Below are 26,821 nucleotides of genomic sequence, written 5' to 3' on the forward strand. Positions count from 1 at the left end.
TCGCCCTGCATAGGATGAAATGAAGATTGGAAGAGGAGGGGTTAAGTCTATGGCCAACATAGATCAAGATCTGAATTACAGAGAGATAATCTGCAAAGCTGTATGCGGCAAGGGACGGAAATTCTCTCAGTCGACACATACGATCACTCCGAGTCATAAACCGACGAGCATTCTGGGAAGCTGGATCATCAATCATACCTATAAAGCTACCAGGTCGGCGGATGACAGCGTGACAGTGGAAGGCAGATATGATGTAAACATTTGGTATTCATACAACAATAACACCAAAACGGAAGTATGCACGGAAACCGTGGGCTATAAGGATGAAATTATTCTGAGTACAAAAGATGAACATGCCACGGGCAAGGAACTTGAGGTATCTGCACGCTGCATTCAGGCCCCGAACACGCTCGAATGCACCATTTCACCGAACGGCAGCCGTGTGGTCATTCAGTGTGAACGGGAATTTGTGTGTGATGTGATTGGCGAAACGAAGGTATGTGTTTATGTCAACTCCGATGCCAAGCCAGATGAGTGGGAAGATAAGGATTGGGATTACGGGCTCGACGATGAGGATGTTGAAGATATCGACCAGTTCTTCATGGGCGAACTGGAGGAATAAAAGCACAAGGAAGAAGGGGCCTTCTTCCTTGCTTTTTTATTGTGGGAAAGGATTTGTTTTCTTGAGTCTTCGCAATCGTACTATGCTATAATGAACTATTGAAAAAAGTACTTAGAAGTTAGGTGAAAGCATGGCCCAATATACTCCCATGATGCAGCAGTATTTAAAAATCAAATCGTCGCACCGGGACGCTTTTTTATTTTTCAGGCTCGGTGATTTTTATGAAATGTTTTTTGAGGATGCGGTGAAGGCATCTCAGTTCCTTGAAATTACACTGACAAGCAGAGACGGCGGAACGTCCGACCGCATTCCAATGTGTGGCGTGCCCCACCATTCTGCCGCCAACTATATTAAACAGCTCGTGGAAGCAGGCCATAAAGTGGCCATCTGCGAGCAGGTGGAAGACCCGAAAGCGGCAAAAGGAGTCGTGAAACGGGAAGTGATACAAATCATTACACCGGGAACGGTCATGGATCACAACCTTCTCAAAGAAACGGAAAATAATTTTATCGCCGCGGTTGCCTGCGGCGAGGAAGAATACAGCATTGTGTTGAATGACTTGTCCACCGGTGAACTGAAAGGCTATCAGTTCAGGGGAGACTCCACCACGCTGCTTCAGGAGGTACAGGCCCTTCATGCACGGGAAGTTATATTGTCTGCTCCGGTTTTTGAAGAGATTGCCGAACCACTCCGGCTTCGTTATCAGATCACAAGCTCCATTCAGGATGAGGGGGAAGTACCCGATCCCTTTGCGCATTTACTCGGGGAAAATGAAAGTCCGCTACTGAAGGAAGCATGCGGACGTTTGTTTCACTATTTGCTGCACACCCAAAAACGGGCATTGGATCATATTCAGCCGGTCAGTGTTCAGCATCTCAATGAATACATGAAGCTAGACAGCTTCTCGAAACGAAACCTGGAGCTGGTGGAAACGAACAGGGCAAAAGGCAAGAAAGGTTCTTTGTTATGGCTTCTTGACCGTACAGTAACAGGGATGGGAAGCCGAAGACTGAAACAATGGATTGAACAGCCTCTGCTTATACCAGAACGGATCAAACAGCGGCTTGGGGTAGTGGAAGAACTGATGCAGGAGTTTTTCGTCCGGCAGGAGCTTCGCGACCAGCTAAAAAAAGTGTATGACCTGGAGCGGCTGGCAGGAAAAGTGTCGTTCGGGAACATTACAGCACGCGACCTGATTCAATTAAAGCATACTCTTGGAAGCGTGCCGGGAATCAAACAGAGTCTCTCACAGCTGAAAAATCCATACAGCCTCGAGATTTCATATAAGATGGATTTGCACGAAGATTTATTTGACTATCTTGAGCGTTCGCTGCATGACGATCCCCCTCTTTCTATCAAAGAAGGAGGAATCATTAAAGATGGTTACCATGAAGAACTGGATACATATCGGGATGCCAGTGTGAACGGAAAAGCATGGATTGCTTCCCTTGAACAAAGAGAACGAAATGAAACGGGAATCAAATCTCTAAAGATCGGCTACAACCGGATCTTTGGATATTTTATAGAAGTTACCCGGTCCAACCTTTCGCTGATCCCGGAAGGCCGCTATGAGCGAAAGCAGACGCTTGCCAATGCTGAGCGGTTTGTTACACCGGATCTTAAAGAAAAAGAGCGTCTTATTCTTGAAGCTGAGGAAAAGATGATTGCGCTCGAATATGATTTGTTTTTACAGGTAAGAGAACACGTAAAAAGCTATATCCAGTCCCTTCAGGAGCTGGCCAAACAGCTTAGTGAAATTGACGTCCTTCAGGCGTTTGCCACAGTCAGTGAGGAGCAGCGCTATGTGAAGCCGGTTATTTCAGATTCCAACCACGTGGAAATCATCAACGGCCGCCATCCGGTGGTGGAAAAGGTGATGGACGCCCAAGAGTACGTGCCCAATGATATTAGTTTAAACTCCGATCGGTCCATGCTGCTGATAACAGGACCGAACATGGCCGGAAAAAGCACGTACATGAGACAACTGGCACTGACCGCCATCATGATGCAGATCGGCTGCTTCGTACCAGCCGATCAGGCAGAGCTCCCGCTTTTCGACCAAATTTTCACCCGGATTGGAGCGGCGGATGACCTGGTAGGCGGGCAAAGTACATTTATGGTGGAAATGCTTGAAACGCGGTACGCCTTGAAAAAAGCAACGAGCGAAAGCCTCATTCTGCTGGATGAAATCGGAAGAGGAACATCTACCTATGACGGAATGGCCTTGGCACAGTCCATCGTTGAATACATTCATCACCATATCGGAGCCAAGACGCTGTTTTCCACCCATTATCATGAATTGACCGTACTGGAATCCGAACTTGATTCATTGAAAAACGTGTATGTGTCAGCGATTGAGGAGCAAGGGAATTTGGTGTTCCTTCATAAAGTTATCGATGGCCAAGCCGACAAAAGCTTTGGTATTCATGTCGCGCAGCTGGCAGAATTGCCAACAGGCGTCATCGAACGGGCGAAAGAAATTTTGCTGGATTTCGAATCCTTCGACCATTCTCCTAAAAAAGCAGTAAAAGAGATTGATAAGGTAGCGGAAGAGGACACCCAGCTAAGTCTGTTTGCTGAAGAAACCCATTCCAGCAAAAAGAGGGAAACTTCAGTGGTGGAGCAAGAGTTGAAATCTCTGAATCTCTTGGAGATGACACCTCTCGATGCAATGAATGCGTTGTTTAAACTGCAAAAGAAAGTGAAATAAAGGAGACGATCAAGTGGGAAAAATTATCCAACTGGACGATCACCTATCCAATAAAATTGCGGCGGGTGAGGTCGTTGAGCGCCCTGCATCAGTCGTGAAGGAACTTGTGGAAAATTCAATCGATGCCCACTCTACCCGCATTGAAATCGAACTGGAAGAGGGAGGACTCTCTCTCATTCGGATCATTGACAATGGGGACGGCATTGAACCCGAGGACTGCAAGCTTGCCTTCAGCCGGCACGCCACGAGTAAAATAAAAGAAGAGCAGGACCTGTTTCAGATCCGCACAATGGGCTTTCGTGGAGAAGCGTTGCCCTCCATCGCTTCTGTTTCCCATATGGAAATGAGTACAGGAACAGGAAATGGACCGGGGACAACACTTGTGCTGGTAAATGGAGAGGTTCAGTCTCTTTCTTCCACTAACGCGAGAAAAGGAACTGACATTACCGTCCGCCATTTATTTTATAATACACCGGCCAGACTGAAGCACATGAAGACGATCAATACAGAGCTTGGAAACATTTCAGATGTGATCAACCGGCTGGCGATGGGCCATCCGGAAATCTCATTCCGACTGCGCCATAATGGACGCGATATATTAAACACGAATGGCAACGGGAATGTGTTAAATGTCATCGCAGCCGTTTACGGAATGAACGTTGCCAGAAACATGGTCCCGGTGTCCGCCAAATCCCTGGACTATGAAATCAATGGTTATATTGCAAAACCGGAAATAACAAGAGCTTCAAGAAATTATGTTTCCTTGTTCATGAACGGCCGATATATCAAAAATTACAATGTCCAGCGTGCCATCCAGCAGGCGTATCATACACTCTTGCCGATTGGCAGGCATCCGGTTGTTTCTCTGTCCATCACAATGGACCCGTCCATTATTGATGTAAACGTTCATCCTTCCAAGCTGGAAGCCAGGTTGAGCAAAGAACCGGAGCTCACCGGTCTCATTGAAGAAGAAGTGAGAAACGTACTTCGGTCCCTCAGGCTGATTCCCGAACCGGTTGGGATTGAACGGAAACCGCAAAAGGATTACTCAGAACAAGGATCCTTTTCGTTTGAACACCGGTTATCTTCTCCGGGGAACACGAACACCATCATTGAAGAAGCAGATACTCCTGAAAAGGCTCAAGTATGGAACGGAACAGCAAAGCTGCAGGAAGAACCAGCAGGTTTCAGCCCGGTCCAGCCGGCCACAATCCCGGCATTCGACTCCATTTCTAAGGTGGAAAAGGCTTCCGAAGCAGACATCCTTGAAGAACCATTTATACAGGAAGAAGCACCCTCATTTGAACCGGAACCGGTGGTAAAGCCAAATGAACAACCGGAGGAAAAGAATGAAAAAATCCCTGTCATGTATCCGATCGGGCAAATGCATGGAACCTATATCATTGCTCAGAATGAAGAAGGCATGTATCTTATCGACCAGCATGCGGCACAGGAACGGATCAAATATGAATTTTTCAGAGAAAAAGTAGGACAGGTCGCATCAGAGCTGCAGGAGCTGATGATCCCGCTCACCTTTCAGTTTACAAGCAAAGAAGCGCTGACGATTAATGACAACCTTGAAGCTCTTGAGCAGGTGGGGGTTTTTCTTGAACCCTTTGGATCGGGTACATTCATTGTTAAAGCTCACCCTCAATGGTTTCCGTCAGGCTATGAACAGGAAAGCATTGAAGACCTTATCGGTCAGGTATTAAAAGATAAAAAGGCGGATATTAAAAAATTACGTGAAAAAGCAGCGATTATGATGTCGTGCAAAGGCTCCATTAAAGCCAATCATCATCTGCGCAATGATGAAATATTCTCGCTGCTTGAGACACTCCGAAAGAGTGAAGATCCTTATACATGTCCACATGGCCGGCCAATCATCGTGCACTTTTCAACCTATGAAATGGAAAAGATGTTTAAGCGCGTCATGTAATCCCAAAAACCGGTGCTTCATTTATAAAGGCACCGGTTTTTTACCCTTTTGGTTTTTTGAGAGTTTTCGTATATGATAGGAAGAAACAGAGTTAAAATCAATTGACGATTGATAGGAGTTTTTATGAAAGAACGATTGATTGTAATTGTCGGTCCCACGGCGGTCGGTAAAACAAAAACCGGAATAGAACTGGCTAAAGCGTTGAACGGTGAGGTGATCAGCGGGGATTCCATGCAGATCTACAGGGGCATGGACATCGGGACGGCGAAAATTTCAAAAGATGAGATGGAAGGTATTCCGCATCACTTGATTGATATAAAAGATCCATGTGATTCTTTTTCTGCGGCAGAATTCCAGGAACTGGCTAAAACCTGTATTACGGATATCAACAAGCGCGGTAAATTGCCCATTATTGTCGGGGGCACCGGGTTGTATATCCGTTCGGTCACCCATAAATATATGTTTTCAACCGCATCCGGCGATGAACATTACCGCGAAAAGCTTGAGGATCTGCTTTCAGAAAAAGGCGCGGACTGGCTATACGCCATTTTGCAGGAAAAAGATCCGGAGAGTGCAACTCGCATCCATCCAAACAATGTGAGAAGGGTAATCCGTGCGCTTGAAATCTATCATGTAACAGGAAAAACGATGACAGAGACACTCAAGGAGCAGGAACAATCTCAAGAGAGTCCTTACGATTTACGCTTAATCGGACTTTCGATGGAACGCAGCCTGTTGTATGAACGAATCAATGAACGTGTGGATCAAATGATGTCCCAGGGACTCTTGGCAGAAGCGGAGCGTTTATATCGAGAAGGGGTCCGGGACTGCCAATCGGTTCAGGCAATCGGCTATAAAGAGATCTATGAATATCTTGATGGGCGTATGACGTTAGAAGAAGCTGTCGAACTTTTGAAGCGGAATTCTAGACGATATGCCAAGCGCCAGTACACCTGGTTCAGAAATCAAATGGATGTTCAATGGTTTGATATGTCCGCTTTAAACTTTTACGAGAAATTTAATGAAATCAGATTATTTGTAGAAGGAAAAGAAAAGAACTTGTCGAATGACTATTCTAATGGCAAATGAGGAGGACTGTATACATGAAGCAAGCGATCAATATCCAGGATCAGTATTTGAACCAATTACGACGAGAAAATATCTATGTGACTGTATATTTACTAAATGGTTTTCAACTTAAAGGGCTGGTGAAAGGGTTCGATAACTTTACGGTCATCCTGGAATCAGAAGGAAAACAACACTTAATATACAAACATGCCATCTCAACTTTCACACCTCATCGTCCGGTGGAGCTGCCGGCTGAAAATTGATACATAGGTACGTTGGGAACTGAAAAAAAACCTTGCTGAACGTTCAGCAAGGTTTTTTTTATGTTGGTATGGCCTGAAGATAATCATAGTATCGGCGGAGGCTTAGGGGAGATTTGAATCCGTATTTGGTTTTCATGATTTCAAAATCAAGTCCTGCCTTTACATCATTCAGAATGCACGTTCTCCTCAGATGCTGCGCCGATATCCCCTTGCGCAAACCGGATCTTTGGATTTCAAGCCGGATCATTTTTTGTACCGCAATCTCGGTGAGCGGTTTTGGGGAACGTGTTTTGTATACCCAGCGGTAGGTTCCCCGCTGATAGTCAAAAGCGGCCAGGAAGTGGTCGTTGGAATACCATGCCGGACGAACGGCCTGTGGAATGGTCTCATAATAAGAATAAAGCAACATCTGGTCATTTTTCTCTAATGGTATGTCTCGGGTAAGGCTCGTTTCTGACGGAACATGAACATACCCTTTTGTGAAGTTGATATGTTTCATTCTGAGTGATGTGAGCTCATGCAGCGTTAATCCATAGCAGGCAAGCAACGTAATAATCGACTGGTTGCGGTCGATCAGCATGTGACGGTATTTTTGCTGATTTTCCGTTAAGCCCTCATACGAACGCACGGTTTCAAACAGCCGCTGGAGCTCTTCATTTGTGATAAAGTCCTCTTCCGTAAAAAAAGGATCATCCTTAGGACCGATTTCAACGCCGTTTACCGGATTGAAAGAAAGGTTCCCTAAACCGATCTGAAACTGGACGAGCTGCTTGAGCACTGTCAGTACACGCTGAAGTGTGCGAAGCGAATAGTGGCGCTCGTTCATTAAAAAATCAAAATACAATTGAAAGTCTCTGGTTTGCAGTGACTGAAAGGCTGAAAAGCTGTCCTCTTTTTTGACGACACGCATCCATGCCAAAAAGTCATTCACATCATAAAAATATCGCCTGATGGTACTTTCCTGTCTGCCTTTCTTCTCCAATGCTTCTAAATAAACAGCCGAATAGTTCGGCAAGGAATCGATAAGCGGAAACATAGCAACCTCCGTATGGCGTTTTTTTCATTATACCAATATGTACCTCCAAGGGCACATATTAACAAAATGAATATTTGCGTGTGGAAGATTGAACACTAACCATAACAATGAAAAAGAGAGGGTTATTCCATGCGAAACTATTTGCTAGTCATTGGAGCGGTAATCATGATTTCGGGCTGTTCAGAACAAGAACTGGATCTGGACCAAGATAAAAACTACAAGGCACCAACGAAGGTCAACATGAAGAAATTGCCGAACTCCCAAAATGATGCTCCCAATGTGAATGAAAAAAACTATGAGGCGAAAAATGCGAAGGAAATTCATGATCTGGCAGTAACCGTACCAGGGGTGAAACAAGCAGATGTCATTGTGAGCGGCATTTATACGCTCGTGGGAATTACACCCGACAAACAACTTTCTCAGAAACAAAAGGACCGGTTGCGGTTGAAGGTCTACCAGAACATAAAAGGCAATGAGCACGGAAAGAATGCTGCGATTACAGCTGATCCCGCACTTATTAAGGAAATGAGGGGGATTCAGCGCAAAATTGATGATGGCGATACGCTAAATACGGATGATGTTTACAATAGGCTGGGGATTTTAATCGGCAAAATAGTCCCGCCGTCCAATCAGGCAAAGAAAAACGAACAAAAAGACATGGACCGGATGAAGCGCAACAATCAGGGGAGGCAAGTGTACGAATAAAACTATTTCCCGGAGAAGCGCAGAAAATGACAAAAACCCCTAAACTTTTTCAAAAAAGTTTGAGGGGTTTTTGTCAATTTTAGAAAAACTTTAGGGATTTTTCGATTAAAGAGAAGCTTCGACCGGAATATTATTTTCGTCCGATTTAGCCCCCTGCTGCGGTTTGAACTTACCGGCAAGGAAACTTGCAATCGTTATGGTGATCACGGAATAGAGTGCGTTCACTATTCCGACCATCAATGAGGCGGACAAAACAATAAGAAAATCGGTAATGAACAGTGTCTTTCCGCGATTGATGGAAAGATGCTGATCCATATAAACGGCCAAAATGTGGATGCCTCCAAGAGAAGCTCCGTTATTGAGGACGAGCACCACTCCGCTTCCAATGATCAATCCAGCTGCAACAGCAATAAATATCGGATGGACACCATTTGTCGGAGCAATCTTCAAAAAGCCGCTGAGGATGGAAATCAGAGAGATGCAAAGCAATGTGTAAACAGAAAACAATATTCCCAATCTTTTTACCGATAAAATAAAGAAGGGAAGGTTAATCATAAAAAACCAAACGCCCCAGGAAATCCCCGTTGAAAAGGTTAATAAAGTAGAGATGCCAGCTGTGCCCCCAAACGTGAGATGGGAAATGGTCAGCAGCTTTGTCCCGAAAGCGGTTAAAAACAATCCGGTAATCACTAGTAAAGCCTTTTTGATAAAATACATTTTCATCGTTCCTTTATTCGCAACTAATTTCAACAATAAGATAGCTAGAAATATTAGTCAATACAATTTTTCGTTTAAATATACATTGAAATTTCTGAAAATACTGTTTATCTGAACATTTATAGCGTGTTTGTTGTATAAAAATACGAAATTAATTATAAAGATTAAGGGATTCCGAGTTGTTCTCCAAGCCCGTATAATTGCCACTCTCAAGAATACATTAGAATGAGGGCAGGAAAAGATAGGCATTTGTCACCCATAAACAATGTCATGCGTATATTAATTCTAGACAGCTAAAGAGAGGTGAATCTCTTGCATGATTCCATGACATTTAAAAAGAAGACCCAGATCAACATTATCCTGAATCAGAATACAGAAAGAGAGAAAGTGGAAGACGCGCCTGTTTCTGCACCAAAGGAAGGGCGGCAGCTTGAAAAGCATCTTCCGTTAAAAAAAATGGAACAGGAAATGTCGTCGTTGGTTGGCATGGAGGAACTGAAGAATTTCATTAAGGAAATCTATGCGTGGCTTTATGTGAATAAATGCAGAGAAAATCAAGGGCTGAAGGTTGAAAAACAAGTGCTTCACATGATGTTTAAGGGAAATCCGGGAACAGGAAAGACGACGGTAGCCCGTTTGCTTGGAAACCTGTTTCTGGAAATGAATGTTCTTTCAAAGGGGCATCTGATTGAAGTGGAGCGTGCCGATCTAGTCGGAGAATATATCGGTCATACCGCCCAGAAAACAAGAGATCTGCTAAAAAAGGCGATGGGCGGGATTTTGTTTATTGATGAAGCCTATTCGCTCGCCCGCGGCGGCGAAAAGGATTTTGGGAAAGAAGCGATTGATACCCTTGTAAAAGCGATGGAAGACCAGCAGCATGATTTTATTCTGATTCTTGCCGGTTATTCGGGAGAGATGGACCGATTCCTGAAACTGAATCCAGGTTTGCCGTCACGATTTCCAATCATGGTCACGTTTCCCGATTACTCGGTTGATGAACTCATGGAAATCTCCCGGAAAATGGTTGCCGAACGGCAGTATATCATGGCCAAAGATTCGGAGTGGAAGCTGCGGCAGCACCTGCAGCGCGTGTGTGCGGCCGGTGAAAAGTCCTTTTCAAATGGAAGGTACATCCGCAACATTATTGAAAAAGCGGTGAGAAAACAATCGGTCCGGTTGTTAAAAGAGGAACGGACGGACAAAAAATCATTGATGACACTCATGGCAGATGACCTGCATCTGGAAGAGAAACAAGGAATTTGATATGATGAACGTATCATAAAAAACGAAAGCAGGTCGATTTTTTGGAAGATACTACGCATTCTCAACAAGAGAAAGCCATCCTCGTTGGCTGCCAGCTGCCAGGGCAAACCGACGAGCGATTTTTTTATTCCATGGAAGAGCTGGAGTCGTTGACCAAAACAGCTCAGGGACAAGCTGTGGCCACGGTTACCCAAAAAAGGGAAAGATACGACGCGTCCACCTTCATCGGGAAAGGGAAGATTGAAGAGATTGTAGCTCTTGAAGAAGAGCTGGAGGCCGATCTTATTATTTTCAATGATGAGCTTACACCGGCGCAAAACCGGAATTTGTCCCGTTACTTTGAAGCACGGATCATTGACCGCACACAGCTGATCCTCGACATTTTCGCCACCCGTGCACGCTCCAGGGAAGGTAAGCTGCAGGTCGAACTGGCCCAGCTGCAATACATCCTGCCAAGGCTTGCCGGTATTGGTGCGTCTTTGTCGCGTCTTGGGGGCGGTATCGGCACCAGAGGTCCCGGGGAAACCAAGCTTGAACAGGACAGGCGGCATATCCGCACGAAGATTACCGATATTAAACGCCAGCTGGAAGATATCGTTCACCACCGGGAACGGTACAGAGAAAGGCGGAAGGAAAACCAGGCCATACAAGCAGCTCTGGTCGGCTATACTAACGCGGGTAAATCCACGCTTTTCAACGGATTGACGCGGGCAGACAGCTATGAAGAAAACCTGCTGTTTGCCACTCTTGATCCATTAACGAGAAAAATGCGTCTTCCTTCGGGATTGCAGGTGCTTGTCACTGACACCGTAGGATTCATTCAGGACTTGCCCACTTCGCTGATTGCTGCGTTTCGTTCGACACTTGAAGAAGTAAAAGAAGCGGATGTGCTCATTCATGTTATCGACGGGTCGAGCGAAGACCGCGGGCAGCATGAAGAAACGGTGCTGTCGATCTTAAAGGAACTGGGCGCCGCATCGATTCCCATGGTGACCGTATTTAATAAGAAGGATCAATTTAATGAAGGCTTTATTCCGGCTGCTTCAACATCCATATCCATCTCTGCCTTTGAGACCGAGGATTTGCAGCGCTTAAAAGAAGTCATCGAAACAGAAATGAAAAAGCAAATGGATTACTATCATATTTTTGTTCCGGCTTCAGAAGGCAAAACACTGTCCATGCTGAAAACAACGACCATATTAATGGAGCAAAAGTTTCAAGAAGAAAATCAAGCGTATGAATGTAAAGGCTATGCCTTGCCATCCACGAAATTACAATAAAAGGAGCACCACATGTTTTCACAGTTCCAAAACGGAGAAAGATTACAAAGCTTAACAAAAGCCACAGAAGAAAAAATTTGCGATCAGCACGAGAGGATTCAGCAGACCGCCGAATTCAATCAGTTAAAAGTGTTAAAAAGCTTCAGAGAACAAAAGGTGAGTGATTTTCATTTCACTCCCTCCACCGGGTATGGATATGACGATGCCGGCCGGGATACGCTCGAAAAGGTGTATGCCCAGGTATTCGGAGGCGAAGCAGCGCTCGTACGGCCGCAGATCATCTCGGGCACTCACGCCATTTCCCTGTCCTTATTCGGTGTTTTACTGCCGGGGGACGAGCTTCTCTATATCACCGGAAAGCCGTATGACACACTTGAAGAAATTGTGGGGATCCGCGGAAAAGGGACCGGTTCGTTAAAAGAGTATGGTATTACCTACCAGCATACCGAACTGACTCCATCGGGACGTCCGGATTTTGAAGTGATTCGAAATGCTATTCATGGCAAAACGCGCATGATCGGTATCCAGCGATCAAAAGGATATGCGGACCGGCCATCTTTTACAATTGAAGAAATCCGGGAGATGATTTCATTTGTAAAGGAAATCAAGCCCGATGTAGTGGTGTTTGTGGATAATTGCTATGGAGAGTTTGTGGAAGAAAAGGAGCCATGCGAAGTTGGAGCGGATCTCATTGCGGGTTCACTGATCAAGAACCCGGGCGGCGGGCTTGCCAAGACCGGCGGATACATAGCAGGAAAGAAAGAACTGGTGGAACGGTGTTCATACCGGCTCACATCACCAGGAATAGGAGCGGAAGCAGGCGCTTCTTTATACAGCCTGCTTGAAATGTACCAAGGGTTCTTTTTGGCACCGCACGTTACCGCACAGGCTTTAAAAGGAGCGGTCTTTACAGCAGCTCTTCTTGAAATTCTCGGAATGGAGACCAATCCGGCATGGAATGCGAAGCGTACTGACTTGATTCAGTCTGTTAAATTCAATGATGAAAAACGAATGGTGGCGTTTTGCCAGGCGATTCAACTTGTTTCACCGGTTAATGCCCATGCCGTTCCTTATCCCGGATATATGCCCGGCTATGAACATGATGTGATCATGGCCGCAGGAACCTTTATCCAGGGAGCGAGTATTGAACTCACGGCTGATGGACCGATCCGTCCGCCATACATCGCCTATGTTCAGGGTGGCCTTACCTATGAGCATGTCAAAATCGCGATTTTGACTGCGCTCGACCAATTAATGGAACAAAATCTACTCCATTAAACGAATATAAAATATTTTTTGATAATTTTATGTTATTTCTTCTCACATTGTATTGACATGTTAGGTTATGTGACATAAGATAAAAGTAGTTGGAAGGAGGGCTTACGATGATGAATGATGATACACGACGGAATCAACCTTTATTTCCGATCAGTATTGTTATGAAGCTAACTGAATTATCTGCCCGGCAAATTCGATATTATGAAGAACATGAACTGATTAACCCGGCTCGTACAGACGGCAACCGGAGAATGTTCTCTTTCAACGATGTGGATAAATTGCTGGAAATCAAGTCTCTGATTGAACAAGGCGTCAATCTTGCAGGGATCAAGCGTGTGTTTGAGCTGAACCAGCAAGCGGTTAGCCTTTTGAAAAATGAGGTTAAGAACGAGCAAGTGTCTGACGCTGCCATACACCGCCGATTAAAGCGTGATTTGATGCATGCGGGCAGACTAGGGAAGACGTCCTTGATCCAGGGGGAACTATCCCGCTTTTTCCACTAATCTTACCAACGAATGCTGTATTCAATTTCTAAGGAGGAGTAACAATTGGCTAAATTTACAAGAGAAGACATCATGCAAATTGCAAAAGATGAAAATGTACGTTTCATTCGCCTTCAGTTTACCGATCTTTTGGGCGTAATCAAAAACGTAGAAATTCCTATCGGACAATTGGAAAAGGCATTGGATAATAAGATGATGTTTGACGGTTCTTCTATCGAAGGATTTGTGCGCATCGAGGAATCCGATATGCTTCTTTACCCTGATTTAGACACATGGGTTGTATTCCCTTGGACTTCTGAAAAAGGAAAAGTAGCCCGTCTGATCTGTGATATCTACAATCCGGATGGCACACCATTTGCCGGCGACCCTCGCGGAATTTTGAAACGAGTACTGAAAGAAATGGAAGATTTGGGCTTCACGGACTTCAACATTGGACCAGAACCGGAATTCTTCCTCTTTAAAAATGATGAAAAAGGCGAGCCGACACTTGAGCTTAACGACAAGGGCGGATATTTTGACCTTGCGCCGACAGATCTTGGCGAAAACTGCCGCCGTGACATCGTTCTCGAGCTGGAAGACATGGGCTTTGAAATCGAAGCATCTCACCATGAAGTAGCTCCTGGACAGCATGAAATTGACTTTAAATATGCGGATGCTATAACAACTTGTGATAACATCCAAACATTTAAGCTTGTAGTTAAGACCATCGCCCGCAAGCATGGACTTCACGCTACCTTTATGGCGAAGCCGCTGTTTGGTGTGAACGGTTCCGGAATGCACGCCAACATGTCATTATTTAAAGACGGAGAGAACTCATTTTACAACGCGTCCACTGAAACTGGACTTAGCGAAACAGCGATGCAGTTCCTTGCTGGAATCCTGAAGCATGCTCAAGACTTTACTGCTGTAACCAACCCGACTGTAAACTCCTACAAGCGTTTGGTTCCTGGCTATGAAGCTCCTTGTTATGTGGCATGGTCCATGCAAAACCGCAGCCCGCTGATCCGTATCCCGGCTTCCCGCGGACTGAGCACTCGTGTTGAAGTTCGCAGTGTTGACCCAACAGCAAACCCATATCTTGCTATGGCGGTATTGCTGGCATCCGGTCTTGACGGAATCAAGAACCAATTGCAAACTCCAGAACCAATTGACCGCAACATTTATGTTATGGATAAAGATGAGCGTGAAGCAGAAGGAATCAAAGATCTTCCTGCAACGCTTAAAGAAGCGCTCGACCGCTTGAAGAAGAGCGAAGTGCTGATTAAAGCGCTTGGCGAGCATGCGGCTGAACACTTTGTGGAAGCAAAAGAAATTGAGTGGGATATGTTCCGTACACAGGTTCACCCTTGGGAACGCGAACAATACATGAGCATGTATTAAAACTCCAAACCCCTTGATACCAATGGTATCAAGGGGTTTTTGCTTTTTGGTCATAAAGGTTAATTTCTTTTTAACCAAGTGAGAATTCGGAGGTGTTTTTGCATGGGCAAAAACGTATATTCAAGTGAAGTAAAATGGGCTGTGATTAAAGATAAAATGAGCGGCCAATTGACCAACCAGGAGATTATGGATAAGCACGGGATTAAGAATAAAACGCAAATTAAGACCTGGATGAAATGGTATAAAAATAATGAGATTCATCGGTTGGATCAACCGATTGGAAAGCAATACACGTATGGGCTTGGTCCAGATATCCTCAGTGAAGAAGAGAAAAAAGAGAAAAAATATGCCCATTTAAAACAGGAGAACGAAATCCTAAAAAAGTACTTGGAGATGGTAAAGGAGTTGAAAGAGAAATAGTCCTGCAGCTTGTAGAAAAGCTGCGGAAAAAGTTTACGGTTTCTGCCATCTTATCTGTATTAAATGTCCCTCGGGCGAATTACTATCGCTGGGTCAAGACGCTTCCGTGGAAATCATTAAGCCGAGAAGAAACGATCATTATTTCCTTGTGCAAGGAAACAAAATATCGGTATGGCCACCGCAAAATCAAGGCTTTATTATGGCGTCAGCATCAAGTAAAGCTCAATCGAAATACCGTTCAGCGCCTGATGCAGAAACATCATCCAATGCAGGGTAAAGCCAAAAAAACGATGGAAATCCCAAGGTGAAACGATTGTGATTGCCCCCAACTTATTAGAGCGCAATTTTTGGGCCAGTGCTCCCAATCAGAAATGGGTGACGGATATTACTTACATACAATATGATCGTCTACGCTTTATTTATCAACGGTTATGGATTTATATAATAACGAAATTGTGGCGTATAAGCTCTATACGCATCAGCAAACCCCTTTAGTCATGGATACACTAAAAGAGGCATTGGCCCACAGAGGGAACCCGCAAGGGGTGATTCTCCATTCTGATCAGGGCAGTGTGTATACTTCCTATGCCTATCAGAACTTCGTGAAAGAGGAAAAGATCGTCAGCAGCATGTCGAGGAGAGGAAACTGTTGGGATAACGCCGTTATTGAGTCGTTTCATTCTAATTTAAAATCGGAACAATTTCAGTATGTAAAATTCAATTCTTTATCTTTAGATAAGGTGCGAGAACAAATTGATCACTATATCAAATACTACAATGAAGAAAGAATACAAGAAAAATCAGGCTACCATTCACCCATAGAATTTGGTCAAATGGCAGCCTAATAAAGGTGTTTTATTCTTGTCTCATTTCAATATGGCAGTCTAAAACCCTCGTCTTTTTATATATTGTCAACAAATACAGGAATCCTCGGATTCCATCATACTTTGGTTCAAATATATAATCCTGATCTGAGAAGGGGACAGGGGAAGTATGCAATAACATTGGTTTAATAAACATGTTCATCACCAACAAGAAGTTTACCATAATCGATTTATTGGAACCAATTTATTGGAACCGAAGATTACTCACCAATACATAATGGTAAATTTTAACAAAAGGTAAGGTAGAATGGTAAAATTAAATGTATCGTACGGTATATGGGAAGGAGTCAAAATGGAGAAAAAAGAATTTTTGGGAGAGTGGTTATTTTTTCTAAGAGGGTGTATTGCTGCATACTTTGTGGTGATCATTTATCAATTAGTGGGCGTCTTACTTAGTCCTTATCGAAGGCAGTCACTTGATAACTTCAAGGCAGGTCTTTCTGCCATGGAGATACCATCGATTATCACATTTGGTTCGTTTATTTTCTACCAGGTTGTTTAATTGGTGAAGTACTTCTATGGGAGTATATTTGTCTTGCTTGGATACATAGATCCTTCCCCTGAAGGTGATTATGATTTTCATTGGTTTATATATGTTAATTCTACTATTGGTTCCTTAATGTTTTACTTGTTTAGAAGGAGGTGGAAGAATTATTAATGAATAATTCGCTTTTGTATTTAAGAATTATTGCTACTCTTTTATTAATTTTAATGTTCGGCCTGTCAAATGGGAAGGTAATTCCTGCAAATACCGGTATGGTCGCTAGTGTAATTATCCTCATCGGTTTTTTTGCTCTGGAAGCCAAAATCAGAAGGAAATCAAGTTAACGAGGATATATTAATCTAACAATACTTGTTCCTTTAGAACAGGCTACTGCGCATACTGCTGCAGTAGGTGCAGTTACAGGGGGGACGGGATTTATAATTGTAGCTATTGTTGCTGGTCTTGGGTATGGAACGCACGTTGCATATCATATCTACAATAATATTTATGTTCCTGTTGATGACGCTCGCGATATATATAATGATTTAAGAGGAGCTTAAAAAAAAGGCGGAGATTAAATATGTTTAACAGTCCCATACTGCTGAATTACATTGTCCCAATTCTGTGCATTTGTGTCTTAGGAACTACTTTTCCTGTCTGAATGGAAATGGGAAATGGATGAGACTATCTTAATGAGTAGCCATAGTGAAAAATAAAAGAATATAAAGTTACCAAATGGATTCAATCCATAAGGGGTATATAAATTCATTCCCCACGTGTGATGGACAAAAGATGTCAATGGCCATCCATAGTAGCTTGCTCCCGGGTATTGTTCAGTATTAGGTGCAGGAATAAAAAAGCAAATGACTGTAAGGACTAGACTTATTCTGAATCTAAGTTTCTTGCTCAAACGTCCACTTCCTTAAATATTAAAAATTTGTGATTTTTAGTAAGTATAATGAAATTATACTATAGATTTAAAATACATACATCAGGAGGAAAAGAAAGTGAAGAAAAGAAATAAGGATTTATTATCCCCTGTCCGATATGTGGTCGGCGTATATGAACACTTACCTGTCGAAAGTGTTGGTTTTATGTGGATTTAGTCATTATCAAACCTAGAGAGACGCCTTGGGAACTTAAACAATAAATGAGCATGTATTAAGATCTAACCCCTTGACACCATTGGAGTTAAGGGGTTTTGGTTTGTTCTTTTGGTGGTCAGTTTTATTAGTGGAATGCTCATTGACCACATTTTGACCACCGAAGTTTAATGGATTTAATTTATTTAACAAGCCTAAACATTTAGTCTCACTGACGTCACATGTGTTGCCACATATACAGACCTGACACGTAGAGATCGTGGTAAAGTTAATAGAAAATAAAGGCAACTGCCCCTTTGGCAAAGTTGCCTTTTTATGTTCCATAAAGTGAATGTAAGAAGATGTAGTTAAGGCAGATACTCACCTTGGTGACAAAGTGTGAAAGTAAATTTAGTATGTATTGTTTTAAATGTTACTACCGACATAACATCTACAATAAGATTCTGCCCAGATACTGCTCTTCCCCAAGGTGAAACAAAGAAGCAAATGGTATCTGCTAGCTCAGAAGGATGGTTGTTTGTCGATATAGGTCCCTATGATGTATTTAGATATATCTTTTTAGGAACTTCAACGTAAAGGGGGCGATAAGATGACTAACGACTTTAATCATCACATGGCTGTTAAAGAACATTATGAATAATCACTGAGAATAGATTGCTTAATCTCTTCTATGTGCTCTTCCATTAAAAGCTGCGCTTTATTTATTTTCGAATGAAGAAGCGCATGTAGTATCTTTTTATGCATTTCGTTTGCTTGTAATGGTCTGTCCAAATTTCTGGTCATAATAATTCCAAACCATTTAATTTGCATCTCTAAATTATCCATGATTGAAATTAATCTTTGATTGTTAGAATGCCGAATTATCGTCCGGTGAAGATTTCTATCCGCTTGAAAAAATGAATTAGTTTCTCCACCTTTGATGGCAGACTCTACTTGATTTGCCTCTTCAAGCAATGAGGTTAATGTATCTTTAGAGATATTTAATGCAGCTAGCTCAACCGCCTGGCGCTCTAGTGCTTTTCTTAAGTCGTAGATATCAACAATATCTTTAACATGAGGTGTACTAACATAGGATCCCGATCGAGGTTTAACTTCGACCAATCCATCTTGTTGAAGACGGTTTAATGCATCGCGTACAGGTGTTCTGCTGACCTTTAGTTCATCGGTAATTTGATGATAATCAATCCTTGAACCGGGCTTAAGTTGAGAATAAAGAATTTTATCACGAAGATATATATAAACACGATCATATAAGTTACTGTTATCAAACTCCATAGTAGGTATCCTTTCAACATTATAGATCATTAAATTAGTGGTAATCTCTAATATATCAAGAAATGAGCAAAAAAAAAATTTTATTTTGAAAATAACATAATTGACAGACTAATCTAAAATGATATAATAACTAATATATTAGATATCAGATATTGTGAAGGAGATGATTAATAGGGACTAAGAAGTAGTAAATGAATCGTTTTTACAGTCTTCGAGTATGTGATCATGTGGTCAATGAACGATAAGTTGAATGATAACTTATTTGAAACCGCTTACATTAAATTTTTTATTTTGATTGTGAGGTAAAGAAATGAATGAGAGACCAGTGATTATGGTAACAGGAGGCTCTTCTGGTTTAGGAAAGGCCGTGACAGAGAGGTTTGCCCATAAGGGATTTCCTGTGGCAGTAGTAGATATTTCAGCGCAAAATGGGAAGTGTTTGGAGGCCTCTTTTTTAGAACAGGGAAAAACAGTTCGTTTTTATGAGGCAGATGTTACTGACCAAGAGACTGCTAAGAAGGTTGCATCAGATGTTGCAAAAGATTTTGGACGCATTGATTATTTGGTTAACGCGGCGGGAATTATCCGTCGAAGTCCATCCATCCATGTAAGTGAAGATGAAATAGGTGCTGTTTTAGATACCAATTTAATTGGAACCGTTTTCATGTGTCAGGCTGTTCAGCCATTTATGATTGAAGCAGGTGGCGGAGCTATTGTGAACTTCGGTTCCATGCTAGCCCATTATGGAAGTAAAAACTTATTGTCTTATGCTGCTTCCAAAGGAGGTGTGGTACAAGTCACTAAATGCCTTGCCGTAGATTGGGCAGAATACAACATCAGAGTCAATGCAGTTAGCCCAGGCTATATAGAGACACCATTATCCTCCGGGGCAACTAAAGATAGTGTATTTCGTGAACGGATATTATCACGAACACCTCAACGACGATTTGGCACCCCTGATGAAGTGGCTTCAGTAATTGATTTCCTCTGTTCACAGGATGCAAGTTTTATTACAGGAGTTGATCTTCCGGTGGATGGTGGTTTGTTGGCTGGAGATCCAGTCTTGTTTCCGCCAACGAGTTCTTATGAAAAAGACAAAATAACTGTAGGAGGAAAGACCGATGGAACAAACACTTGATCAATTTACCGAATTAATTCAATTAAATGATAGGGCGATTGATTTAAACGAAATCCCCTGGATTCCCCAGACAGAACGTGCGTGGTTTAAACCAGTTCGCTTTGATATTGCCACAGGCCGATGGATTAACCTACTTAAAGTTAAACCAGGAGGTCAAGTCAACCGTCACCGTCATACGGGTGGACAAGTACTGGCATATACCATTCAGGGAGAATGGCGGTATCTGGAAAGAGAATGGGTAGCGAAGCCGGGTACATTTGTTTATGAACCACCGGGTGATATCCATACTTTGGTTGTAGATGGCGTAGAAGAAATGATTACTCTCTTTATACTCGAGGGGACCGTACAATACTTAGATGATGAAGATAAGATTACCTATCAGGATGATGTGTTTAGGAAGCTTAAACTGTATCAGGATTATTGTAAAGAAAACAATATTGAAATGAAAGAGTTGATATACTGATAAGCCTAAAGATCACTTATAGGGATTTGTATAGCGCTTAATATCTACCCTACACTTCAAACAGGGGTGTAGGGACTTAAGGGAGGATAGTGATGGAAGTTAATAGGAACGTACCTATACTATTTCCGACAAAAATCAGATTCAGAGTGGCAATTGCGATCTCCTTTGCATTTTTTGTCGCGTATTTTGACCGTACGAACGTGGCTGTGCTTATTGCAAATCAAGATTTCAATCAGACTTTTGGCATTGACGGAAATAAAGCTTCACAGGGATTATTATTGACCGCGTTTTTATTTCCGTATGGGCTTGCTAATTTTGCGACAGGGCCATTGGGCGATAAAATAGGTGGTCGCAAAGCTGTTTCAATATCTATCGTAATTTGGACGGTCTTAATGGTATTAATGGGTTCAACGAGTAATTATTTCTTTTTAATTGTTCTTCGAATCCTTCTTGGTATTGGTGAATCTATTATGACACCTGCCTGCAATATGATTGTTGCCAAATGGTTTCCGGACAAAGAGCGAGCGCGAGCCAACTCTGCATGGTTGGCAGGGTTATATCTGGCTCCGGTCTTTTCTTATCCAGTGATAGCATGGATCATCTCTGCGTTCGGATGGAGAATGAGTTTCTATGTCCTGGGGGCGATTGGTTTATTTATTGCTCTTCCCCTTATGTGGTTCTGGACTAGAGACACTCCTGAACAGGATCCCTACATCACTCAAAATGAGCTTCTGTATATCCGTTCTGGACAGATTGTGGCAAAGCAATTTATCCAGGAGGACGGGTTTTGGAAGCAAGCCGGTGTAGTCTTCAAAAACTACAGGTATTGGCTTTGTGTGTTTTCATATTGTGGGTACACTGTAGGATTCTGGGGCATTGGTACTTTTATGCCATCCTATCTTAAAGAACAGCGTCATCTAGGTTTTGAATTAGCAAGCTTAATAGCAGTCCTACCGTGGATAGCGGCGACCATCTTAACGATACTTGGTGGATTGATCGGTGACAGGAAAGTTCGGATTAGAGCCCTCCTTTGGTCAATCGGATATGTGCTGGCGGCAGCTCTCTCATATATGGGTATACTTACAAGCTACGTTGGCATGTCAGTCCTGTTAATTTCATTGGCTGTGGGATTATTGGCATTCACGTTAGGGCCTATGTATGCAGTTATTCAGGAAATGGTGCCGCATAATGTAGCGGGAATCTCTTTCGGAGTCTTTAATGGTTTAACTTACATCGTTGGAAGCTTTGGACCCGCATTGTTTGGAATGATTGTGGATAAAACCAACTCATTTAACATTGGTTTTTATTTGCTAGACATCTGGCTCATTTTAACGGCAATCGCAGTCATCCCATTGTGGAAAGGGCACCGAGGAGTAAAATTAACGGGATCAAAATTAGATTCAGGTAGTTCAAAAACTGTCGGATAATATTTAAAATTAGTTCTATAGGATTGAAATACATCACAAATTTAAATAAAAGGGTGGTTTGTATGGATTTAGCCCCTACAAAATCGAAATCATCAAGTATTATCGATTGCGACTTTCATCAAACATTAAAAAGCTTTGAAGATTTAAAACCTTATCTTCCCAGGGTATGGTGGCCTAGATTATGTGCCCCGGAAGCAACATTACCCATCACTATCTTTAAACCTATTCCATTATCACGAAGGGATGCATCACCTGGTAAGGGTCTACCACCAGGCTCAGATCCACAATACGCTATAGAAGATGCACTAAATCGTTATAATATTTCAAAAGCTGTTCTAACAGGTAGTCTCCTCACCGTTTCAGCACATAATAATCCGGATTATGCTGCGGCAATTGCCTCAGCTTTCAATGACTATACGCTTGATCATTGGATACCAACAGATGATCGATTTTTAGCTTCTATTCTAGTAGCGACGCAGGATCCGGTCTTGGCTGCGCGTGAGATTGATCGTCTTGGTTCCCATCCTAAAGTGGTTCAGGTACTTCTGCCTGTAGGATCTCGAGAACCTTTTGGACAACGAAGATTTTACCCGATTTATGAAGCGGCTGTACGTAATAATTTGGTTGTCGCTATTCATGGTGGCGGTGAAGGGGACGGCATTAATCCTCCAATTTCAGCAGTTGGCCAACCAACGACCAATTTTGAACGACACAATATTTTGGCGATCCACCACATGTCACAATTGAACAGTATCGTTTGTGAAGGCGTATTTGAAACATTTCCAACATTAAAAGTGATTTTTATAGAAGGAGGTTTAGCATGGGTCCCTCATTTGATGTGGAGAATGGATAAGAATTTTCGGGGTATGAGGAATGAAGTCCCATGGTTAAAGAAAAAACCGAGTGAATATATTATTGAACATTGTCGTTTCACTACACAACCGATTGAAGAGCCTGAAAATCATGAACTTATACAAATGCTCAGCATGATGAGAGCTGAAAAAACCGTCTTGTTCGCTACAGATTACCCACATTGGGACAATGATAGTCCGACATTTGTGCTCAATAAGCTACCAGGCGAGTTGCGTCGACGTATAGCTTATGAAAACGCAGCGGAACTGTACGAACTTAACCATAGTCATCTTGAAAAAGAGGGTGTCTCTAGATGAGAAAATACAATGCTGCTGAAGTTGGAGAGATAGAAGTTGGAGATTGCAAAATATTAAATATAGAGGGGCGAAGCATAGGTATTTACTACGATGGTGAGAATTATTTTGCTATTCGTAATGTATGTCCCCATGAACAAGCGGAGTTGTGTAAAGGTACATTTACAGGAACAACATTGGCGTCAAAACCACATGAATATATTTATGGAATGGATGGAGAAATCTTGGTGTGTCCTTGGCACGGATGGGAATTCAACGTTAAGACAGGTCAGTCACTTGTTGACCCCAATAAATATAAAGTAAAGGTTTACGATGTAGAGGTTGAAAATAACAGAATTGTTGTAAACCTATAAGATGGATTAGAGAGTCGGTTCTTCCTACGATATGGGGAAAATCGACTTTATTAAATTTCGAGAACAGAAAGGACGACAAAAGTCATGTCTTTATTTCTATATAAATACTTTTTGCCGACACGAGTGGAATGCGGAAATGGACTATCCAATAAAACCGGTGAAATGATTAAAGAATTAGGAGTTACCAGAGTATTGATCATCACGGATAAAGGAGTAAGATCAGCTAATCTGCTTGAAGGAATTGAGAAATCACTCTTTGCTGTCAACATAGATTATGAAATTTATGATGAGGTAGAACCTAATCCATCAGCTGAAACGATTCATAGGGGAACCGAGTATCTTAAGCACCATAAAAGTGAAGCTGTATTAGCAATAGGTGGTGGAAGTAGTATTGACTCTGCGAAGGGAATAGCAGTGATGGCTACCAACCCAGGCGATATTTTGGATTATGAAGGGGTTGGCAATCTTACCAATCCCTCACTACCAATCATAGCCATACCAACTACAGCAGGGACAGGGAGTGAAGTAACGGCTTCGACTATTGTAACTGATAAACATTCATTATTTAAAGCTGCAGTGATTAGCCCCTACTTATTTCCGACTTTAGCTATACTAGATCCAACCCTCACTCTGCATTTACCCCAAGACATTACAGCTTCGACGGGTATGGATGCATTAACTCACGCCATTGAATCTTACACATCAAAAACTTCAAATCTCGTTAGCCAGGCTTTAGCCATTTATGCAGTTAAAATAATTGGAGAAAATTTAATGAAAGCTTACTTTGTAGGAACTGATATAGAAAGCAGGGAAAAAATGCTTGTGTCCTCTATGATCGCAGGGGCTGCATTTTCACAGTCTCGCTTAGGAAATGTACATGCTATTTCTCATACGTTTGGAGGTGTTTTTGATATTCCACACGGAATAGCAAACGCAGCACTTTTACCATTTGTTATGGAATTTAATCTCCCAGCATGTCCTGAGAAATTTAAAGATATAGCCATCGCCTTAGGACAAGACGTGACTGGATTATCTAGTTTAGAGGCAGCTAAAAAAGCGATTGGCACTGTTATTGAAATGAACAGAGCGATGAATATTCCCCTTAATATAAAAGAGTTGGGAGTCTCACTGGATTTATTGCCCAAATTAGTAGAGGATTCAATGAGAAGTGGCAATGTACTTATTAACCCTAGAATTACCAAAGCAAACGATATAAAATCTATTATTGAAAATGCGTATCATGGTAATTTTGAAGGCAATATAAACAAAGTAGTTGATTTTTCTTATAAAATTTGAGGTTGCATAGGAACGATAAAAAGAGTAACGATGCTAAAAAGAAGGCTGGGAAAATCAATGCTCATAATTTCGAGAAAATCACAAATAAAGCTAAACAATACAAAAATTTGAATGGGGTTAAATTCCTATGAAAAAAATTATCAATGCAAGACCAGAAATTAATGGAAATCTGATTAATCCATTTCGCGAAATGAAAGATGTATTATCGTTATCTTGCGTCGTAAGCGATGCGATGGAACGCGCTAATGTGATGCGTCATGATATGAAACCGAAAGCAGCAGATAAGAAAATCATTGGTCCTGCTATCACTGTCAAGTTAACTGCAGGAGATATCGTTGATTGTTTAGATGTTTTTCAGATTGCTAAGGCTGGTGATGTAATAGTTATTGATGCGTTTGGTGAAACAGAAACTTCTATCTGGGGAGGTTTAATGTCTGGTTTAGCAAGAAATGCTGGGGTAGTTGGTGCTGTTATTGACGGAAGTTGCCGTGACACAGATGAAGCTAGAATGCTTGATTTTCCTATAACTGCAAAGGTATGCGGCCCTCGTGCTGCACATACCGCCTATTCGGGGCGTAAGGAACCACTTGAAATTAATGTACCGGTTAATTGTGGTGGAGTTATTGTGAATCCTGGTGATTTAATCGTTGCAGATGAAATTGGTGTTGCTGTAGTGCCATATCAGGATTTAGAAGCCGTCTATATTAAGGCTCGTGAGCAAGCGGATAAAGAAACCGCCACCCGTGAAGAAATTTTAAAAGGCGCTAGTATTGAGGAACTGTTAAAGAAATTCGGACGAATTTAACCGATGTTTAAACTAAGTATGTTGTTATATTAGATACGGGAGCAATGAATGCTTTTGTTACCTTATGCAAAAATGATGTGGTTATTAATTAATGCAAAACGAGTGCTGTACAATATAAATAACAATAAATCGTATGGGTGGATCAAGGCCGGTTATAACTTCCCCAAAATGTCCGGTATAAAAATCCCCAGTTTTCTATTTTTCGAGCTTATCCTTGTTGCGTTTTTCCTTCAGCCGATAGCTTTCACCATTCAGGTTAAAGATGCGTGAATGGTGAAGCAGTCGGTCAAATATGGCTGTTGCGATAACCGGATCGCCGACCATTTCTCCCCATTCACCGAATGATTTATTGGACGTTAAGATAATGGATCCCTTCTCATAACGTCGGGCGATGACCTGGAACAGGTAGTGGGCATCTCCGATATCCAGTTTCATATAGCCCATCTCATCGATAATTAAAAGCCTAGGTTTTACAAAAGAACGTAATTTCTTTTCCAATTTACCATCGGAATCGGCTTTTCTCAGCTGAATAATTAGGTCGTGAGCAGATACAAAATAGGTTTTATACCCTTGAGAAATGGCCTGAAGGCCAATGGACACAGCTAAGTGTGTTTTTCCAATGCCAGGCGGTCCCAGAAAGATAGGATTTTCATGTTCTTTCAAGAAAGAAAGAGTCATTAGTTCTCGAATTCTTCGCTCATCAATCGTGGGCTGGATAGAAAAATTAAACTCATCGATTGTTTTTCTAAACGGCAGCCTCGACAGTTTAAGAAGGGTGGTTGTTGATCGAACTTGTTTTTCAACGACTTCCGCCTCTAATAAACTGAAAAGAAACGAGGAGTATGGTAAACAGCAACAAGCCGGTTCACACTTTGATTTTAGTCCCGCACAAGATGAAGTCGACAGCCTTCAGCAGGATTTAGTCGCGTTTTATGAAAAAGTAGAAAAGCTAAAAGGATTAGATGTCACTGACCCTAAAGATAAGAAAGCGAATGAGGTCATAGAGAAATTAGCACGTATTCTTGTGCCAATAAATTTCTCAAGAAAAGGAAAGTTTCGTCATGATCCAGCACTGAATGTTCCAGCTCTTCCTGATATCGCGCCGGCAACAGGCTTTAATCAATTAACGGATGGCTCACATCAATACAAAGTGTTAAAAACCCATTTAACCAGAGGGCAAAATCGTATTGTTTGGGCCCTTTACGAGGCACGCCAACTTCTGCAGCGTTTAGAGTAATTGATA

General features: G+C 42.2%; 23 protein-coding genes and 1 pseudogene. 20 read left to right on the forward strand and 4 right to left on the reverse strand.

The features are described 5' to 3' along the window. Positions 1-49: 49 nt before the first annotated feature. The 5 genes from cotE to hfq all read left to right on the forward strand — a co-directional run bounded on the left by cotE (position 50) and on the right by hfq (position 6,599). Positions 50-622 (forward strand): outer spore coat protein CotE, encoded by a 573-nt coding sequence (cotE, locus tag QNH15_RS11505; RefSeq protein WP_283894784.1) that lies wholly within the window; start codon positions 50-52, stop codon positions 620-622. 130 nt (positions 623-752) lie between these two features. Next, the gene (gene mutS, locus QNH15_RS11510; RefSeq protein ID WP_283894785.1) at positions 753-3,332 is read left to right on the forward strand and encodes a DNA mismatch repair protein MutS; all 2,580 of its coding nucleotides are present in this window, start codon (positions 753-755) and stop codon (positions 3,330-3,332) included. A gap of 13 nt (positions 3,333-3,345) precedes the next feature. Further along, the gene (mutL, locus tag QNH15_RS11515) at positions 3,346-5,268 is read left to right on the forward strand and encodes a DNA mismatch repair endonuclease MutL (protein ID WP_283894786.1); all 1,923 of its coding nucleotides are present in this window, start codon (positions 3,346-3,348) and stop codon (positions 5,266-5,268) included. Positions 5,269-5,391: 123 nt separating this feature from the next. Continuing rightward, positions 5,392-6,357, forward strand: a complete 966-nt coding sequence (gene miaA, locus QNH15_RS11520) for a tRNA (adenosine(37)-N6)-dimethylallyltransferase MiaA (protein ID WP_283894788.1) — start codon at positions 5,392-5,394, stop codon at positions 6,355-6,357. 14 nt (positions 6,358-6,371) lie between these two features. Further along, positions 6,372-6,599, forward strand: coding sequence for an RNA chaperone Hfq (gene hfq, locus QNH15_RS11525; RefSeq protein WP_061969616.1), 228 nt, complete (start codon positions 6,372-6,374; stop codon positions 6,597-6,599). Positions 6,600-6,657: 58 nt separating this feature from the next. Here the strand turns inward: hfq and QNH15_RS11530 are convergent, their stop codons facing one another. Next, complete coding sequence (locus QNH15_RS11530; RefSeq protein ID WP_283894789.1) at positions 6,658-7,635, reverse strand: tyrosine-type recombinase/integrase; 978 nt, start codon at positions 7,633-7,635, stop codon at positions 6,658-6,660. 129 nt (positions 7,636-7,764) lie between these two features. On the opposite strand from QNH15_RS11530, the gene QNH15_RS11535 reads away from it, so the two are divergent. Continuing rightward, the gene (locus QNH15_RS11535; RefSeq protein WP_283894790.1) at positions 7,765-8,340 is read left to right on the forward strand and encodes a YhcN/YlaJ family sporulation lipoprotein; all 576 of its coding nucleotides are present in this window, start codon (positions 7,765-7,767) and stop codon (positions 8,338-8,340) included. A gap of 105 nt (positions 8,341-8,445) precedes the next feature. Here QNH15_RS11535 and QNH15_RS11540 read toward each other — a convergent pair whose 3' ends face one another. After that, a complete protein-coding gene (locus QNH15_RS11540; RefSeq protein ID WP_164988864.1) occupies positions 8,446-9,057 on the reverse strand; it encodes a YitT family protein in 612 nt (203 codons plus the stop codon). Positions 9,058-9,369: 312 nt separating this feature from the next. Between QNH15_RS11540 and spoVK the strand changes: the two genes are divergently transcribed. The 7 genes and pseudogenes from spoVK (at position 9,370) to QNH15_RS11580 (ending at position 16,570) form a co-directional block, all read left to right on the forward strand. Beyond that, complete coding sequence (gene spoVK, locus QNH15_RS11545) at positions 9,370-10,323, forward strand: stage V sporulation protein K (RefSeq protein WP_129475906.1); 954 nt, start codon at positions 9,370-9,372, stop codon at positions 10,321-10,323. 41 nt (positions 10,324-10,364) lie between these two features. Further along, complete coding sequence (gene hflX / locus QNH15_RS11550; protein ID WP_283894793.1) at positions 10,365-11,603, forward strand: GTPase HflX; 1,239 nt, start codon at positions 10,365-10,367, stop codon at positions 11,601-11,603. Positions 11,604-11,615: 12 nt separating this feature from the next. After that, a complete protein-coding gene (locus tag QNH15_RS11555; RefSeq protein ID WP_283894794.1) occupies positions 11,616-12,881 on the forward strand; it encodes a methionine gamma-lyase family protein in 1,266 nt (421 codons plus the stop codon). Positions 12,882-12,991: 110 nt separating this feature from the next. Beyond that, complete coding sequence (locus QNH15_RS11560; protein ID WP_090236721.1) at positions 12,992-13,384, forward strand: MerR family transcriptional regulator; 393 nt, start codon at positions 12,992-12,994, stop codon at positions 13,382-13,384. A 45-nt stretch (positions 13,385-13,429) separates the two neighbouring features. Beyond that, complete coding sequence (glnA, locus tag QNH15_RS11565) at positions 13,430-14,764, forward strand: type I glutamate--ammonia ligase (RefSeq protein ID WP_283894795.1); 1,335 nt, start codon at positions 13,430-13,432, stop codon at positions 14,762-14,764. 102 nt (positions 14,765-14,866) lie between these two features. Further along, positions 14,867-16,029, forward strand: a pseudogene (locus QNH15_RS11570) (IS3 family transposase). Between the two features lie 331 nt (positions 16,030-16,360). Beyond that, positions 16,361-16,570 carry a hypothetical protein gene (locus tag QNH15_RS11580; RefSeq protein WP_283894796.1) on the forward strand — a complete coding sequence of 70 codons (210 nt, stop codon included), beginning with the start codon at positions 16,361-16,363 and terminating at the stop codon, positions 16,568-16,570. Between the two features lie 1,715 nt (positions 16,571-18,285). On the opposite strand, the gene QNH15_RS11585 is transcribed toward QNH15_RS11580, so the two are convergent. Beyond that, positions 18,286-18,930, reverse strand: coding sequence for a GntR family transcriptional regulator (locus QNH15_RS11585; protein WP_283894798.1), 645 nt, complete (start codon positions 18,928-18,930; stop codon positions 18,286-18,288). A gap of 310 nt (positions 18,931-19,240) precedes the next feature. On the opposite strand from QNH15_RS11585, the gene QNH15_RS11590 reads away from it, so the two are divergent. The 7 genes from QNH15_RS11590 to QNH15_RS11620 all read left to right on the forward strand — a co-directional run bounded on the left by QNH15_RS11590 (position 19,241) and on the right by QNH15_RS11620 (position 25,578). Next, positions 19,241-20,068, forward strand: coding sequence for an SDR family NAD(P)-dependent oxidoreductase (locus QNH15_RS11590; protein ID WP_283894799.1), 828 nt, complete (start codon positions 19,241-19,243; stop codon positions 20,066-20,068). After that, a complete protein-coding gene (locus tag QNH15_RS11595; RefSeq protein ID WP_061971325.1) occupies positions 20,052-20,531 on the forward strand; it encodes a 2,4'-dihydroxyacetophenone dioxygenase family protein in 480 nt (159 codons plus the stop codon). The genes QNH15_RS11590 and QNH15_RS11595 overlap by 17 nt, the downstream gene beginning before the upstream one ends. Before the next feature lie 92 nt (positions 20,532-20,623). After that, positions 20,624-21,958: an MFS transporter gene (locus QNH15_RS11600; RefSeq protein WP_283894801.1), complete on the forward strand. Its 1,335-nt coding sequence runs from the start codon at positions 20,624-20,626 to the stop codon at positions 21,956-21,958. 62 nt (positions 21,959-22,020) lie between these two features. Then, entirely contained in the window at positions 22,021-23,127 is a 1,107-nt protein-coding gene (locus QNH15_RS11605) for an amidohydrolase family protein (RefSeq protein ID WP_283894803.1), read from the forward strand. After that, positions 23,124-23,477, forward strand: coding sequence for a Rieske (2Fe-2S) protein (locus tag QNH15_RS11610; RefSeq protein ID WP_061971317.1), 354 nt, complete (start codon positions 23,124-23,126; stop codon positions 23,475-23,477). Before QNH15_RS11605 ends, QNH15_RS11610 begins: the two co-directional genes overlap by 4 nt. 84 nt (positions 23,478-23,561) lie before the next feature. Next, the gene (locus QNH15_RS11615) at positions 23,562-24,773 is read left to right on the forward strand and encodes an iron-containing alcohol dehydrogenase (protein WP_283894805.1); all 1,212 of its coding nucleotides are present in this window, start codon (positions 23,562-23,564) and stop codon (positions 24,771-24,773) included. A gap of 127 nt (positions 24,774-24,900) precedes the next feature. Next, positions 24,901-25,578, forward strand: a complete 678-nt coding sequence (locus QNH15_RS11620) for an RraA family protein (RefSeq protein ID WP_283894806.1) — start codon at positions 24,901-24,903, stop codon at positions 25,576-25,578. Between the two features lie 195 nt (positions 25,579-25,773). Here QNH15_RS11620 and istB read toward each other — a convergent pair whose 3' ends face one another. Next, positions 25,774-26,484, reverse strand: coding sequence for an IS21-like element helper ATPase IstB (istB, locus tag QNH15_RS11625; protein ID WP_283895537.1), 711 nt, complete (start codon positions 26,482-26,484; stop codon positions 25,774-25,776). Positions 26,485-26,821: the final 337 nt, after the last annotated feature.

This window comes from Fictibacillus enclensis (assembly GCF_030123385.1).
GTDB classification, from domain to species: domain Bacteria; phylum Bacillota; class Bacilli; order Bacillales; family Fictibacillaceae; genus Fictibacillus_C; species Fictibacillus_C enclensis.